Source organism: Pseudomonas sp. JL23, assembly GCF_056933585.1.
This window is the reverse complement of the sequence record NZ_CM167795.1, coordinates 523,210-539,324: the sequence shown is the minus strand read 5'-3', so window position 1 is coordinate 539,324 and position 16,115 is coordinate 523,210. Positions and strand designations below refer to the sequence as shown.

Sequence of the window (16,115 nt, the reverse complement as noted above, 5' to 3'; positions counted from 1 at the left end):
TAAACAGTCAGTCAGGCAAACGGAGCCGGTCATCCGGCCAGATACAAGTCAGGCGCGCCAACGCCAACGGGCCAGGGCCTTGATGACTTTCATCCAGAGTTTGTGAGTGACAACCACGATGGATTCTCTACAGGAGGGGGCTTGAACAGGAGGCAACGTTATCTCAGCGCCTTCTTCTAAGCAACCGGCAGAGCTACCGGGAATCAGCTTGCGCAGATCGTCGATGACTAGCGCCGGGGACTCCTCGGATATCGGACGACCATGGTTGTAGCCATAGCTCATGCCGACGCAGGCAACGCCCGCGGCCTTGGCCGCCAGCACGTCACTGCGCGAGTCGCCGACGAACAGCGATTGCGAAGCCGGGATATTGGCCATTTTCATGACGAAAAACAGTGCCGCCGGGTCGGGCTTCTTCTGCGGCATGGTGTCGCCGCCGATGATCCAGCGGAAGAAGCGCCCCAGTTTCATCTCATCCAGCAGCGGCGCGACGAAGCGCTCCGGCTTGTTGGTGATCAGGGCCATTTCCACGCCCATTTTCTGCAACCACTTGAGGGTCTCGCGCACGCCGGGATAGACCACAGTGAACTCATGCTTCTCGGCATAGGCCTCCATGAACAGCTCCAGGCCCTGCTCGGCCAGAGCGTCATCGACGCCGCTGTGCTCGATATCATTGGCCAGCGCCCGGCGTACCAGGATTGGCGCACCGTTACCGACCCAGTGCCGCACCGCCTCAAGCCCGACAACCGGACGGCCAAGCGCCAGGAGCATCTTGTCCACCGCCACGGCCAGGTCCGGCACCGAGTCGACCAGGGTGCCGTCCAGATCGAACATGATCAGCTTCGGCAGGCGGCCGGGGAACAGCGTTTCGAAGCCGCTCATGCGCGGGCTGACGCCAGTTCGCTACGCATTTTGTCGATGACTGCCTTGTAATCGGGGGCATTGAAGATGGCCGACCCGGCGACGAAGGTGTCGGCACCGGCAGCAGCGATCTCGCGGATATTGTTGACGTTGACGCCGCCGTCGATCTCCAGGCGGATTTCACGCCCCGAAGCATCGATCAAAGCACGAGCTTCGCGCAACTTGTTCAGAGTGCCGGGAATGAATTTCTGCCCGCCAAAGCCCGGGTTGACGCTCATGAGCAGGATCATGTCGACCTTGTCCATGACGTATTCCAGCAGGTTCAGGGGCGTAGCCGGGTTGAACACCAGGCCGGCCTTGCAGCCGCCTTCCTTGATCAACTGCAGCGAGCGGTCAATGTGCTGAGTGGCTTCAGGGTGGAAGGTAATGTAAGTCGCACCGGCTTCGATGAAGTCGCCGATGATGCGATCCACCGGGCTGACCATCAAATGCACATCGATGGGCGCCGTGATGCCGTATTTGCGCAATGCCGAGCAGACCATCGGACCGATGGTCAGGTTAGGCACGTAGTGATTGTCCATGACATCGAAGTGAACGACGTCGGCGCCCGCAGCGAGAACATTATCGACTTCCTGGCCCAGGCGGGCGAAGTCAGCGGAAAGAATCGACGGAGCAATGTGGAAGGGCTGCATGACGCACCTTTTAAGCTGGAATCACGGTGGCGCGCATTGTACCTCATGACAGCTCTCTCACAGCAAACCCCCATCCTCGGCAGCTCCGCCCTGTGGGACCGGCTTTAGCCGGGAAAGCGCAAGGACAGACGATAGATAGGTATCGGTTCAATGGCCTCTTCCCGGCTGAAGCCGGTCCCACCTGACCGCGCTTGAAACCCTCGCTTACTCGATGGCGGTCTCGGCGACTGCCCGCCCCCCAGGCTTGACCACCTCAGGCTCCGGCTGCGGCACCGGCAAATCCTTGGCAAAGGTGCCGTCATTCTCGCCCTTGAAGAAGTTCTTGCCGTAGATCAGCAGGCACAACACCACGCCAATGGCGAACGCCCAACTGGCGCCCTTGATTGCCAATACCGCGCCGATCACCCCGGCGATACCCAGGTCGCGCTGGCTGCGGGCTTCGAGGATGCCCAGACGCACGCTGACATAACCCTGAATCAACAGGGTCAAGGCCAGGGCTACACCCAGAATGGGTTGTACCAGGGTCACCACCGGCAACAGCAGCAGGCCGGTATTGGTGCCCCAACGGAACGAGCCGACGCCGCCGATAATCGACTTCATCGCCTGCGGCCCACCTTTGAAGCGTTCGATGACCACTACTAGCATGGCCGCCCATTTCGGTCCGCACATGGCCACATCCGGGCCGAAGATGCTCATGAAGGCGTTGCGCGCGCCGAAGATCAGGTGGGCGCGGTCCGGGTTATAGTCGACGTTCTCGTCGGTGCGGATGTGTTCGGCTTCATCGAGCAGCGACTTGGCGCTGAGCACGTCACCGAAAACGATGATGTACACCGCCAGCATGGTCGGCAGCGCCGAAATGAACATCGACAGCGGCGGCATGCCCAAACCGAACACCGTGTAGTTGCTCCACAGCCCGGCGAAGTCAGGCTTGCTGATGCCCCACTGGATGGTCGGCCATGACGCTTCACCGAACAGCGGCGCAACCACCACCGCCAGCAGAATGATAGGCAGGATGCCGAGCTTGGCGAAGTTCCACCAGAAGCGATTGCGCTGCTTGAGCGCGTTGAAGTGCTGGGAAAAGATCAGATAAAAGGCAATGCCCACGGTGATGGCGATGGTCCACGGCAGCACGTTGAACTTGCCGCCGACCTGGAACACTGCGCTCACCGCACTCAGTCCGGCGCCGACGATAATCCCTGACTTGATCGCCGAGGGCACGTACTCCACCACCTTTTTCGCCATCCCCGTGGCACCGAGGGCGATGGAAAACACCCCGAGCATCAGCTGGAAGGCAATCAAGGCATGCACGCGCTCCGGGCCGATGGGGAACTGGGCGCAGTAGGCCATCAGCAGCGGCACCGCCGGGGTGATCCAGCCTGGCACCGTAGGGTCGCCGAGCAAGTGGTGGGTCAGGTACAGCAAGCCATTGAGCATGACCACGGCCAGGGCCACTTCGAAGGGCATGCCGAGCAGCTCGGTCATCAGTGGGATGGCGGCCAGATCGACAGCGCACATCAGCAGGCCTTGCAGGTAGTCCGGCAATTCGAACGTGTAGTGGATCAACGGAAGGCGGACCTTGAACGGCCCCAACGGAATGTACGGGCTCTCGCGACCCACGGAATCTTTGGACATGAACAGTACCTGTTTATTGGTTTTATAAGGCAATGCGCCCGACACCAGAGTGTCGGGCGGCGATGTGACGTGGTGGGTCTCAGTAAGCGGCGCGGTAGATCTTCTCGATATCAGCCGCAGTCAGCTTGCGCGGGTTATTGCGCATCAGCCGGTCGATCTTGCTGGCCTCCTCTGCCATGGCCGGAATCGCGTCTTCCGGCACATTGAAGCTGCGCATGCCCCGTGGGATGTCCACAGCGACGCAGAGATCGGTCATGGCCTGGACCGCCAGTTCAGCAGCCTCCTGATCACTCAGGTGGGCAACCCGCACCCCCATGGCTTCGGCGATATCACGAAAGCGCTCGACGCAAGCCATCTTGTTCCACGCCATGACGTAAGGCAGCAGCAAGGCGTTGCTGACCCCGTGGGCAATGTTGAAGCGCCCGCCCAACGGGTAAGCCAGGGCATGCACGGCGCCGACCCCGGCATTGCCAAAGGCCATGCCGGCCATCAGGCTGGCGGTGGCCATGTCTTCGCGGGCCTGCAGGTTGGCCGGGTTGGCATAGGCCTTGGGCAGCGCCTTGGCGATCAGCTTGATCGCGCCCAGGGCCAGGGAGTCGGTGATGGGCGAAGCATTGACCGACAGGTAGGACTCGATGGCGTGTACCAAGGCATCGACACCACTGGCGGCCGTCACGCCGCGCGGACAGGTCAGGGTCATGGTCGGGCTGACCAGGGCGACGTCGGGCAGCAGGTAATCGCTGACGATGCCCTTTTTCAGCTGCGCCTGTTTGTCGGAGAAGATCGCCACGTTGGTCACTTCCGAGCCGGTACCGGCCGTGGTCGGAATGGCAATCAGCGGCGGCCCCTTGCGTTTGACCTGATCGACACCGAACAACTCGGCCAGCGGCCCTTCGTGCCCGGCAAACGCAGCGACGCCCTTGGCAATGTCGATGGCGCTGCCGCCACCGACGCCAATCAGGCCGTCATGCCCGCCTTCGCGGTAGGCGCGGGTGCAATCTTCGACAATGGAGATCTCAGGCTCGGGTTTGACCTGATCGAAAATCTTGTACGGGCGACCACCCAGTTGCGCAAGGGCAATGTCAACGGTGCCGGAAGTGACCAGAATGGCGTCGGTCACAATCAACGGATTGGAGATATTCAGGCGGGTCAGTTCGGCGGCCAGTTGCTCGATGGCGGCGGGGCCGGTCAGCAACTTGTTGGCAATCTTGAAGGCGCAAATGCTCATCGGCTCGTCCTTTATTAGTTGTTATGACGTCGAGCATGAATAGCCAAAGCCGTGCCAACACGCGCAAAGCCCCGTGGCACAAGGGCTGGCGTGATTCAGCAGGGTAATTGAAGGGTTGCAGCGAACAGTTTTCTAATCGCTGGAGCGGCTTTGATTGAAATCCTAATCAGAGCGTTCCCAGCGCTTCATCTTCTGCACCACCGTCGCCTGGCTCACACCCAGGGCCTTGGCCGCCTGGCGGGTGGTCTTGTGCAGTTGCAGGGCAGCGCGAATCGCCGTGCGCTCGGCGTTCTCCAGCACCTTGCGCAACGGCAGGCGGCTATCATCGGTGTGCTGCGGGTCGAGGTTGAGGATTTCTTCCGGCAGATCCAGAGCCTCAATGACCTCGGTACGACTGGTCACCACCAGGCGCTCGACGATATTGATCAGCTCGCGGATATTGCCCGGCCAAGAGTAATCGCAGAGCAGGTCCAAGGCTTCGAGACTCAATTGGACCTGGCGCTGATAGCGTTCATTGCAGCTGGCCAGGTAGTAATGCAGCAGCGGCGGGATTTCTTCGCTGCGCTCGCGCAGGGCGGCGATGCTGATCGGCACGACGTTGAGGCGGTAATACAGGTCGGCACGAAAACGCCCTTCGGCCACCAGTTGCTTGAGGTCGTGATGGGTAGCGCTGATGATGCGCACATCGACCTCCTTCAACTCCAGGCCACCCACCGGGATAAAGCGATTCTCTTCGATGACCTTGAGCAGCTTGACCTGCACTGGCAACGGCAAGTCGCCAATCTCATCGAGGAACAGAGTGCCGTGGTTGGCCAGTTCCAGCAGGCCGCGCTTGCCCTTGGGACCCGCCCCGGTAAAGGCGCCGGGGGCATAGCCGAATAGCTCGGCCTCGATCAGGTTCTCCGGCAACGCCCCGCAGTTCAGGGCCAGGAATGGCTCCTTGGCGCGGCCACTGGCATTGTGGATGAACTGCGCCACCAGGGTCTTGCCGACGCCGGTCTCGCCTTGCAGCAAGACTTTTACATCGGTGGCAGCCACTTGTCGGGCCAGGGCGAATACCCGTCCGGAGACTTCCTGATCGGCCATCAACGGGGAATGCAGAAGGTTGTCACGCTGCCCTGCATGCAGGCGCGCCGTGCTGCTGCGCAGTTGCTTGAGCTGTTGCAGCTCATCGCGTTCGTGCTTCATGCGCAGCAGTTCGGTCATGTCGCGTACGGTGCTGACCACATAGCGAATGCTGCGATCGGCGGCAAGAATTGGCGTGGCGCTGACCAACAGCTTCTTGCCCTGGCTGAGGCTTTGCATCACCGAAATCGGCTTGCCTTCCTGCAACACCCGCAGCGACGCTGACTGGGAAATCACCCCGTCCTTGACCAGCTCCTGCATGGGCCGGCCAATGAGGTCGGCACTGTCCAGACCGGTGAGCCGCTCGTAGGCACGGTTGACCTTCAGCGTCTTGCCATCGCCATCGGTGATGTAGACACCGTCATGCAAGGCATTGAGCAGTTCTTCGAAACTGGGGTCGTTGAGGTTCACCGAGGGCTCCGGGCGGGTGGGGAGCGGTGAATTCTATCTCGTAGGAGCGAGGCTTGCCCGCGAAGAGGCCGGTATGTCCGAAACATCTTCACGGTTCAAGCCTGCCAGTTCGCGGGCAAGCCTCGCTCCAACAGGCTATTTATTCGGCAGCAGTACGCATTTTCTCACTGCGCCCACGCAACCATTCCAGCACCAGCAACAGGACGATGGAGAAAGCAATCAACAGGGTCGCCGCAGCGGCGATGGTCGGGCTGAGGTTTTCGCGGATGCCGCTGAACATCTGCCGAGGCAAAGTGGCCTGCTCGGGCCCGGCGAGGAACAGGGTCACCACCACTTCATCGAATGAAGTCGCGAAGGCGAACAGCGCACCGGAAATCACCCCCGGAGCAATCAGCGGCAGGGTCACCCGACGGAACGCCGTCACCGGCGAAGCGCCCAGACTGGCCGCAGCCCGGACCAGGTTGTAGTTGAAGCCCTGCAAAGTGGCCGACACGGTGATGATCACGAACGGCACACCCAGCACCGCATGCACCAGAATCAGCGACGTGTAGCTGTTACCCAGGCCCAGCGGGGCGAAGAACAGGTAGCTGGCAACACCGATGATCACCACTGGCACGACCATTGGCGAAATCACAAGGGCCATCACCAGGGACTTGCCGCGAAAGTTGCCGCGGGTCAGGCCGATGGCCGCCAGGGTACCGAAGACCATGGCCAGGATGGTCGCGGCCGGGGCTACGATCATGCTGTTCTTCAGGGCGCGCATCCACTCGTTGGAGCCGAAGAAGTCCTGATACCAGTGCAGGGAAAACCCTTGCAGCGGGTAAACCAGGAAGCTGCCGGAGTTGAACGACAATGGCACGATAACCAGCACCGGCAGTACCAGGAACAACAGCACCAGGCCACACAGGATACGCAGGGCGTAATACCAGACGCGCTCTACGGGTGACGTGTAAGGACTCAGCATGGTGACTCTCCTCAGCTCAAACGCAGGCGGCTGGCGCCGACCAACCAGCTATAGATCAGATAAAGCACGATGGTTGCCAGCAACAGCAGGCCGCCCAGCGCAGTAGCCATACCCCAGTTGATACTGGTGTTGGTGTAGAACGCGACGAAGTAGCTGACCATCTGATCGTTCGGGCTGCCCAATAGCGCAGGGGTGATGTAGTAACCAATGGCCAGGATGAACACCAACAGGCAACCGGCACCGACACCGGCATAGGTCTGCGGGAAGTACACGCGCCAGAAGCTGCGAAACGGCGGGCAACCCAGCGAGATCGCAGCACGCATGTAAGTCGGGGAAATGCTCTTCATCACGCTGTAGATCGGCAGGATCATGAACGGCAGCATGATGTGGACCATGGAGATGTACACGCCGACCCGGTTGAACACCAGCTCCAGCGGCTTATCGATGATGCCCATGGCCATCAGCGCACTGTTGATCAGACCACTGGATTGCAGCAGCACGATCCACGCGGCGACGCGCACCAGAATCGAGGTCCAGAACGGTAACAACACCAGGATCATCAGCAGGTTGCTCTGCCGTGCCGGCAGGTTGGCCAGCAGGTAGGCCAGCGGATAGGCCAACAGCAGGCAGATCACGGTGATCACCAGGCCCATCCAGAAGGTACGGGCGAAGATGTCCAGATAGATCGACTGGTCAGGGGTCGCGGCGGCCACTTCGCCCAGATCATCGATCCGGTGGTCAACGGCAGCCAGCAGGTAATACGGGGTGAGGCTACTGGTGTTGCGGCGAATCGCCTGCCAGTACGCCGGGTCGCCCCAACGCTCGTCGAGGGCTTCCAGGGCTTCCTTGTAGGACGCTGGCTCTTCCTTGAACGGCAGTGCACGGGCAGTTTTGGTCAACAGACTGCGATAGCCTGCCAACTCGATATTCAGACGCTTGGACGTTTCGCCCAGGGTCGAGTTTTTGCGGGCTTCGCCCAGGTCCACGCTCAACGCTTTATAGACCGACTCGGACGGCAAGCCTTTGCCATCCCATTTTTTCACTTCGACAACGGTGTTCGGCAAGCCATTGACGACTTCCGGGTTGCCCACGCTCTTGAAGAGCAACGCTGCAATCGGTACCAGGAACACCAGCAGCAGGAAGATGACCAGGGGCGCAATCAGGGCCTGGGCCTTCCAGCGGTTGACCCGTTCGGCACGAGCCAGGCGTTGCTTCAAGGTGGGGCTGGCGCCTTCTGTCAGGGGCACGGCGGTGGCCATAGCGAACTCCGAAATCTTTGAACAAGGGATGTGCGCCCTCCTGCGCCAGACGGCTACAGGAGGGAGCGCACCCAGGATCTAACTCAACTGCTTACTTGGCAGCCCAGGCATTGAAGCGCTGCTCAAGGGACTCGCCGTTATCGGTCCAGAAGGCAACGTCAAGCTGCACCTGGTTGGCGATGTTTTCTGCCTTGGTCGGCATGTTCGCCTGGTTTTCTGCGGTCAACAGGCTGACAGCCTTGGTGTTGGCAGGGCCGTAGGCGATGTTTTCCGAGTAGGTCTTCTGCTGGTTGGCGCCGAGGGTGAATGCGAGGAATTTCTTCGCTTCAGCCGCGTTTTTCGAACCCTTTGGAATGGCCCAGGAATCGAAGTCGTAAACGCCACCGTTCCACACCACTTTCAGGTTGCTTTCCTTGGCCACGGCCGCGATACGACCGTTGTAGGCCGAGCTCATCACGACGTCACCGGATTGCAGGTACTGCGGCGGCTGAGCGCCAGCTTCCCACCACTGGATGTTCGGCTTGAGCTCATCCAGTTTCTTGAACGCGCGGTCCTGGCCGTCTTTGCTGGCCAGTACTTTGTAGACGTCTTTCGGCGCAACGCCGTCGGCCATCAGCGCGAATTCCAGGGTGTACTTGGCGCCTTTGCGCAGGCCACGCTTGCCCGGGAATTCCTTGACGTTCCAGAAGTCAGCCCAGCTGGTCGGCGCGGTTTTCAGTTTGTCTGCGTTGTAAGCCAAAACGGTCGACCAGACGAAGAAGCCAACGCCGCAGGTCTGGATGGCACCCGGTACGTAGTCTTCTTTCTTGCCGAGGATCGCCGGGTCGATCTCTTCGAACATGTCTTCGCTGCAACCGCGAGCCAGTTCAGGGGATTCGACTTCTACCAGGTCCCAGGAGACGCTTTTGGTGTCGACCATGGTTTTGACCTTGGCCATTTCACCGTTGTATTCGCCAGCGATGATCTTGCCGTTGCCAGCCTTTTCCCACGGGGCGTAGAACGCTTTTTCCTGAGCAGTCTTGTTCGCACCGCCGAAGGAAATAACCGTCAGATCGGCGGCTGCCATGGCTTGCGCCGCGCACATCATGCCCAGCGTCATTGCGGTGAGTTTCATGGTTCTTAGCATTTGTACTTCACTCCACGAGCAGTTGGTTTCGCGATGGGGAGAGGGCGATCTGTTCGCCTCTTGGTTATTGCACTTCTTGCAAGGGATCGAGCGCGCGAACGTGCTCGACCTGCCAGCCAATCGGTACGACATCGCCAACGCTCAGGGCCGAATCCAGCTCGGCGATGGGTTGCTTGACGAAGAAATCGGTTTTGCCCGCCACTTCCAGGCGCACACGGACGTGGTCGCCCAGGTAGATGAATTCAGCGACACGGCCGGAAAAGCGGTTCACGCAGCTTTCGCTCTTGCCATTGATGCAGATGCGCTCCGGACGAATCGACAGGGTCACCGGATCACCCGCGCGGCCCACGTTGACCGCCAGGGCCTCGACCTTCTCGCCACGGCCCAGTTCGATCACGCAGCGATCGCCGTTCTGGCTGACCAGACGGCCGTTGAGACGGTTGTTTTCGCCGATGAAGTTGGCCACGAAGGTGTTGCAGGGCTCTTCGTACAAGGTACGCGGCGGTGCAATCTGCTGGATTTCGCCCTGATGGAACACGGCTACGCGGTCGGACATGGTCAGGGCTTCGCCCTGGTCGTGAGTCACGTAGACCACAGTCACACCCAAGCGCTGGTGCAGGTGCTTGATTTCCATCTGCATGTGTTCGCGCAGTTGCTTGTCCAGTGCGCCGAGGGGTTCGTCCATCAGCACCAGTTGTGGCTCGAACACCAGGGCACGGGCCAGGGCCACACGCTGCTGCTGACCACCGGACAACTGGGCCGGGTAGCGATGGGCGAAGCTGCCCAGTTGCACCATGTCCAGGGCGCGCTTGACCTTCTCGCCGACGTCGGTCTTGTTCAGGCCGCGTACCGACAGCGGGAACGCCAGGTTCTCGGCCACGGTCATGTGCGGGAACAGTGCGTAGTTCTGGAACACCATGCCGATGTCGCGCTTGTGCGGCGGCACGTTGTTGATGGAGCGGCCTTCGAGCAGGATCTCACCGGCGGTCGGTGTCTCGAAGCCGGCCAGCATCATCAGGCTGGTGGTCTTGCCCGAGCCCGATGGCCCGAGCAGGGTGAGGAATTCGCCTTTGCGAATATCCACATTGAGGTCTTTGACGATGAGGGCTTCGCCGTCGTAGCTCTTCTGCACACCACGAAAGCTGACCAGAACATCTTTCGCCCCAGCGCTTGTATCGACGTCGCTCATTACCCACACCTTTGTTTTGTCTGCGTGGATCTAGCCTAGTTTAGGCTGCAGGCCACGCAAATCGGGGGGCAGGAGAGATTCGCCTAGGCACTCTGGAAGGTTGCTTGTAGGGATTGCCCTACACGGATGGCGGGGATAGGTATGTCGGTTTTTAGATTGTTTTTGTCTGTGCTGGCGTCTTCGCGGACAAGCCTCGCTCACACAGGGTTACAGGTCGGCTGTGGGAGCGAGGCTTGCCCGCGAAAGCATGTCGCGTTTGGATCACAACAGTTTGTGTTCAACCGCGTACTTGACCAGATCGGCCAGGGAATTGAGGTTCATCTTCTGCATCAACCGCGCCTTGTGGGTGCTGATGGTCTTGCTGCTCAGGGCTAGCTGCTGAGCAATATCGTTGACGTTGGCGCCCTGGGCCAGGCGCTCGAATACCGAAAACTCACGCTCGGACAACAGCGAATGCAGTGGGCGGTTATCGGTCAGGCCGACCTCGAAAACCATGCGATCGGCCAGGTCCGGGTCGATATAACGCCCACCGCCGGCCACCCGGCGAATAGCTGTAAGCAGCAAAGCCGGGTCGCTGTCCTTGGTGGCATAACCTGCCGCGCCGACCTTCAACGCCCGCGCGGCCATCTGCGCTTCGTCGTGCATGGACAACACCAGGATCGCCGGCGGATTGGTCATCGCGCGGATCCGCGGGATCGCTTCCAGGCCATTGACCCCCGGCATGGAAATGTCCAACAGCACCACCTCGCAAGCGATGTGGCGCAAGGTATCGAGCAGTTGTTCGCCATTGCTGGCCTCACCGACCACCAGCATGTCCTTGGCCAGGCCGATCAACTGCTTGATCCCCTCGCGCACGATGGTGTGGTCTTCGGCTACCAATACGCGAATCACGATTGCGACTCCTCAGTGACTGGGTCCAATGGAATAAAAGCGCGCAAGGTTGTGCCCTCACCCGACTCACTGTCCAGCTCCAATCGTCCGCCAAGCATCAAAACTCGCTCGCGCATGCCGACCAGGCCGAAGGAAACCGGGCGCCCCGGCTCAGGTACGAAGCCGCGGCCGTCGTCGGAAATGGTCATGCACATCAGCCCGCTTTCGCTGTCCAGGGTCAGGCTGACTTCCACGGTATGGGCCTGGGCATGGCGCATGACATTGGTCAGCGCCTCCTGAAGGATACGAAACATGCCAATGGCCCTGGCATCGCTGAGGGTCGGCAGGTTGTCCGGCACCTGTACCAGGCAAGGAATCTGCGTGCGCGACTCGAAGCGCCGGGCCTGCCATTCGATGGCCGAGGCGATGCCCGCGTCGAGGATCGGCGGACGCAGGGCCGTGGCAACGTCGCGTACCAACTGGAACAACTGGGCGATCAAGCGCTTCATGCTGTTGAGACGATCACGCAGGCCAGGATCGAGGTCGGCATAGGCCAGCTCGCACATCGAAGTTTCCAGCTTGAGTACGGTGAGCATCTGCCCCAACTCGTCGTGAACTTCCCGAGCGATGCGGGCCTTCTCTTCCTCGCGCACGCTTTCCAGATGCGCCGAGAGCTCACGCAACTGTTCATGGGCGCGGCGCCGGTCGCTGACGTCGCTGAGGAAAACCACCAGATACTCCGCATCGCGAAAGCGCAGGAAGCTCAATGACACGTCGGCGGGCAGGATGCTGCCATCGGCGCAGGTCAGGTTGGTCTCGAAACTCAAGGGTGCGTCTTCGCTGGAGCGGGCGCTGTTCCACAGGTTGAGCCAGCGATCCATATGCAGGCCCGGTTCGAAATCGATCAACGGCCGATCCACTGCGCCACCAGCGTCGTAGCGCAGCATCGATTCCGCCGCCCGGTTGGCATAGCGCACGTGACTGTCCCAGTTGACCCAGAGAATCCCCAAGGTGCTCTGATCGATGGAAAACTGCGCCAGGCGCAGGGCTTCCTCGCCACGTTGACGGCGGGCGATGTCATGGCGGGCGCTGAGCAAGGCCTGCTCCAGCTCCTGTTGCTGGCGACGCTGCCAGATGACGATGGTGAAGCAGGCCAGCAACAAGACCAGCAGCAGGAAGCTGATGTTCTGCCAAAACCCCGGCGACGTATTGGCCTGGGGATACTTGAGCGGGAACCAGCGGTTGTGCAACTGATCCAGGTCCCGGGCCGGAATGGCGCGCAGGGCGACGGCAACAATCTCGGCCAGTTGCGGCCAGTCCTTGCGCGTCGCAACGCGCAGCAGCTGCGGATAGCCGATGTCCCCCACCACCGCCAGGTCGCTGAACTCCGGCTCACGGGACAGCCGGCTGAGCTGCGCCTCATCGACCACGGCATAACGCGCTTGCTGGGTGAGTAACAACTGCAAGGCCTGACGCTCCTGGGGTACGCCCTGCAGATTCAGATGCGAGTAGGTAGTGCGCAAATAGTCGGCGGTCGCACTGGGCATGCGCACGGCTACGCGGGACTGATCACCGAGCTTTTCCAGGTCCACGGTGCCGGCACCGTCACGTTCGCCGACGACCAGTTGCGAAATCCGCAGATAAGGGTCAGAAAATATCCAACGGCGCAGCCCGGCCGGGGTCTGGGTCAGGCCGGGGGCAATATCGATGGCGCCTTCGGCCAGGGCTTTCTCCAGGGCAGCCTGATCCGGGAAGTTGCGCCAGAGCAGTTCCGTGCGCAGGCTTTTTTCCAGCCAGTTCATCACATCGACGTTAGCCCCAGACAACTGCTGCAAACGTCGGTCGAACTGTGCATAAGGCGCCTGCATCACCAGGCCGACGCGCAACTGACTGCGCTGATTGAGCCATTCGCGCTGCTCCTGGCTCAGTTGGATACCGACCTCGCTTTCGTCCGGCGCAGCCTGCGCGCGGCTCATCGACAGCACTGCCATCAAGAGCAGCGCCAGGCCGCCGATAAATCCATTGCGCAATGAACAACTGGTCAATGTGTCACTCCCTCGTGCCCCTCTGGCTGCGTCATGCATGTCTGCGCCTGACAAATGCCGATCAACCCATTAGGCTGCCGGGATCGTTTCTGGCTTTGGAATATCCGATGTCTTACACCTATCGCGCAATGTTTCCCGCGCTGTGCCTGGCACTGATACTACCTTGTGCCCTGCCCGCTCAGGCAGCGGACCCCGCTCCGGCCAAGCCTGCCGAGACCAAGGAGCCGCCACCGCCCGAGTACGCGCCACTGTTGCAGCGTACCCAGGAAGACGCCATTGCCCTTGAGCGCAGCCTGCCCCAGGCCGACCTGCAAAAGCTGCAGGCAGGCGACGATAATTTTCTCGCCTTGTGGAAGCCGGCCAATACGGACGATCCGAAAGGCACGGTGGTCATCGTCCCTGGTGCCGACGAATCCGCCGACTGGCCGGAAGCGGTCGGCCCGCTGCGGCGCAAGCTCCCTGATGCCGGCTGGGCCAGCCTGAGCATTACCCTGCCTGACGCCCTCAGCGACGGCAGCGACCCTCGTGAAGAGGACGCAGCCACTGGCGATGCAAGCGCAGGCGACAAGGACAAAAAAGAAGCGGCTAAAAAAGAGCCGGCCAAAGACGCACCCAAGGATGCCGCAGCCACCGAGGCCAACGCCGCAGCAGCAGCGGAAAAAGAAGCCGCTGCCACTGCCGCAAAAGCTGCTGCTGCACAAGAGCGCGAAAAGGCCGCGGCCGATCGCATCTTTGCCCGCATCGACAGCGCCATCGCCTTTGCTCAACAGAACAAGGCGCGCACTATCGTCCTGCTCGGCCACGGCAACGGCGCCTACTGGGCTGCCCGCTATACCAGCGAGAAGTCTTCGCCGCTGGTCCAGCACTTCGTCATGGTCTCGGCCAGAGAACCCGTCGACGCCAAGCCATTGCTCGCCGCCCTGGTACCGACCCTGAAAGTGAAAACCTCGGACTTCGTCTTCAAGGGTTGGCCGAATGAGCAACGCGCAGCCCAGGACCGCCTGCAAGCGAGCAAACGGGTCAAGGGCTCCGCGTTCACTCAGATCCAGCTGACCGCAATCCCCGGCAACAAGGCTGCCGAGCAGGAACAGATGTTCCGTCGGGTCAGGGGGTGGCTGGAGGCGAAGTAGCCAGTGTTGCTCTGCGGGACCCGCTTGTGGGACCGGCTTTAGCCGGGAAAGGGCCGTTAGATCCGCTGAATACCCTTAGGCGAATCAAACGCCTTCCCGGCTAAAGCCGGTCCCACGGTAGTGTCTACGCGACAGCCTCTCAACGAAATCCGCGCCGCTCTTTCACCAGCTTGTAGGCGTGATGCAGTTCACTGGTGATTTCCGTAGCGTCGCGCACCTGCAGTTCATTGGCACCGGCCCCGGCGACCTTGTCCGGGTGGTAACGGCTGAGCAGACGGCGATAGGCGTGCTTGATCTGCGCCGGCTCAGTCTCCGTCGTCACGCCGAGCAGAATCAGAGCGTGCTGATACTCCTCGGCCCGGGTCGGTAGCGCACGCTTCTGCGGGTCGGAATCGGAGGACAACGCTTCGACTTTCGCCGCCGTCCAGCCCAGCCATTTGCCCCACAGAATGATCAGGTCACGCTCGACACGCGTCGGTCGCCCCTCGGCCCAGGCCATGCGCCAACAGGCACGCAGCAGGCCCTCGGCAGCATGGGGCTGGGTATTGAGACGCCGCAGATAGCCACGCAGCTTGTCGCGCCCGTCCTTGCCGCGATTGAACGCGGCAATTGCCCGGCGCTGGGCAGGCTCGCTAAGGTCCAGGCGGCGCATTTCCACGCGCGCAAGCAGAATATGGCTGTCGCGCACCCGGCCATTACTCTTGGCCAGGCGCCCGAGCAGAATGAACACCAGCTCATCGTCCCGCGGCACCGGGCGGCCGCCCAGACGTGCGCGCAGATGCGCCCAGCTGTGCAGTTCAAGGCGACGATCCAGCGCCTGCCCCAACAAGGCACCGAGCAGGGCACCGGGGATACTGGCAATGACAAAGCCGGTTCCTGCGCCGATCAACGTGGTTGGCCACAGCATCTAGTGAGTCACCGCGAGCAGTTGCTCGACTTCAGCCAGACGCTCGTGGGTGCCGACATCGACCCAGCGGCCACGGAAGTGCTCGCCAGTGACCTGGCCCTCGGCCATGGCCGCACGCAACAGCGGCGCCAGCTTGAAGGCGCCGTCCTGGCACCCGGCGAACAGGCGCGGGTGCAGAATCGCGATACCGCTGTAGGTCAGCTTCGGTGCGTCGGGAAAATCGTCACGGACATGCCCGTCGACCAGAGTAAAGTCGCCGCCCGGATGGTGTGCAGGGTTATCGATCAACACCAGATGCGCCAAGCCTTCGAGAGGGCGACGCAGAGCGGTCATGGCGTAATCGGTCCAGATATCGCCATTGATCACGGCAAAAGGCTCATCGCCGAGCAATGGCAGGGCGCGGAAAATTCCGCCACCGGTTTCCAGCGGCTCGCCTTCGGGGGAATAACGAATATGCAGGCCGAAGCGCTGCCCATCGCCCAGGTGATCCTCGACCTGCTGCCCCAGCCAGGCGTGATTGATCACTACGTCGGCGAAGCCCGCCGCACGCAGAGCCAGCAGATGGTATTCGATCAGCGGTACACCGCCCGCACGCACCAACGGTTTGGGCGTGTGCAAGGTCAAGGGGCGCATGCGCTCACCCTTACCGGCAGCGAGAATCATCGCTTTCATGCATCCC

At 61.3% G+C, this 16,115-nt stretch carries 14 protein-coding genes; 1 reads left to right on the top strand and 13 read right to left on the bottom strand.

What is annotated here, in order from left to right:
- Positions 1-48: 48 nt before the first annotated feature.
- From AC1Z24_RS02555 to AC1Z24_RS02505, 11 genes are all read right to left on the bottom strand, one after another.
- Complete coding sequence (locus tag AC1Z24_RS02555) at positions 49-879, bottom strand: phosphoglycolate phosphatase (protein WP_483744440.1); 831 nt, start codon at positions 877-879, stop codon at positions 49-51.
- On the bottom strand, positions 876-1,550 hold the full coding sequence (gene rpe / locus AC1Z24_RS02550; protein ID WP_483744439.1) for a ribulose-phosphate 3-epimerase: 675 nt from the start codon (positions 1,548-1,550) through the stop codon (positions 876-878). Before rpe ends, AC1Z24_RS02555 begins: the two co-directional genes overlap by 4 nt.
- A 204-nt stretch (positions 1,551-1,754) precedes the next feature.
- On the bottom strand, positions 1,755-3,182 hold the full coding sequence (locus tag AC1Z24_RS02545) for a hypothetical protein (RefSeq protein WP_483744438.1): 1,428 nt from the start codon (positions 3,180-3,182) through the stop codon (positions 1,755-1,757).
- A 79-nt stretch (positions 3,183-3,261) separates the two neighbouring features.
- Entirely contained in the window at positions 3,262-4,410 is a 1,149-nt protein-coding gene (locus AC1Z24_RS02540; protein WP_483744437.1) for an iron-containing alcohol dehydrogenase, read from the bottom strand.
- A gap of 162 nt (positions 4,411-4,572) precedes the next feature.
- Positions 4,573-5,946 carry a sigma-54 interaction domain-containing protein gene (locus AC1Z24_RS02535; RefSeq protein ID WP_483744436.1) on the bottom strand — a complete coding sequence of 458 codons (1,374 nt, stop codon included), beginning with the start codon at positions 5,944-5,946 and terminating at the stop codon, positions 4,573-4,575.
- 139 nt (positions 5,947-6,085) lie between these two features.
- Entirely contained in the window at positions 6,086-6,910 is an 825-nt protein-coding gene (locus tag AC1Z24_RS02530; RefSeq protein ID WP_259108459.1) for an ABC transporter permease, read from the bottom strand.
- Positions 6,911-6,921: 11 nt separating this feature from the next.
- Positions 6,922-8,169, bottom strand: coding sequence for an ABC transporter permease (locus AC1Z24_RS02525; protein WP_483744435.1), 1,248 nt, complete (start codon positions 8,167-8,169; stop codon positions 6,922-6,924).
- A 91-nt stretch (positions 8,170-8,260) separates the two neighbouring features.
- Positions 8,261-9,295 carry an ABC transporter substrate-binding protein gene (locus tag AC1Z24_RS02520; protein WP_483744434.1) on the bottom strand — a complete coding sequence of 345 codons (1,035 nt, stop codon included), beginning with the start codon at positions 9,293-9,295 and terminating at the stop codon, positions 8,261-8,263.
- Between the two features lie 64 nt (positions 9,296-9,359).
- Positions 9,360-10,484, bottom strand: a complete 1,125-nt coding sequence (locus tag AC1Z24_RS02515) for an ABC transporter ATP-binding protein (protein ID WP_259108453.1) — start codon at positions 10,482-10,484, stop codon at positions 9,360-9,362.
- Between the two features lie 261 nt (positions 10,485-10,745).
- Positions 10,746-11,378, bottom strand: a complete 633-nt coding sequence (locus AC1Z24_RS02510) for a response regulator (protein WP_259108514.1) — start codon at positions 11,376-11,378, stop codon at positions 10,746-10,748.
- Entirely contained in the window at positions 11,372-13,345 is a 1,974-nt protein-coding gene (locus AC1Z24_RS02505; RefSeq protein ID WP_483746506.1) for a sensor histidine kinase, read from the bottom strand. The genes AC1Z24_RS02510 and AC1Z24_RS02505 overlap by 7 nt, the downstream gene beginning before the upstream one ends.
- A gap of 161 nt (positions 13,346-13,506) precedes the next feature.
- On the opposite strand from AC1Z24_RS02505, the gene AC1Z24_RS02500 reads away from it, so the two are divergent.
- Complete coding sequence (locus tag AC1Z24_RS02500) at positions 13,507-14,529, top strand: alpha/beta hydrolase family protein (RefSeq protein ID WP_483744433.1); 1,023 nt, start codon at positions 13,507-13,509, stop codon at positions 14,527-14,529.
- Between the two features lie 139 nt (positions 14,530-14,668).
- On the opposite strand, the gene AC1Z24_RS02495 is transcribed toward AC1Z24_RS02500, so the two are convergent.
- Both AC1Z24_RS02495 and murU read right to left on the bottom strand, forming a co-directional pair.
- Positions 14,669-15,436, bottom strand: coding sequence for a DnaJ domain-containing protein (locus tag AC1Z24_RS02495; protein WP_259108447.1), 768 nt, complete (start codon positions 15,434-15,436; stop codon positions 14,669-14,671).
- Positions 15,437-16,108 (bottom strand): N-acetylmuramate alpha-1-phosphate uridylyltransferase MurU, encoded by a 672-nt coding sequence (murU, locus tag AC1Z24_RS02490; RefSeq protein WP_483744432.1) that lies wholly within the window; start codon positions 16,106-16,108, stop codon positions 15,437-15,439.
- Positions 16,109-16,115: the final 7 nt, after the last annotated feature.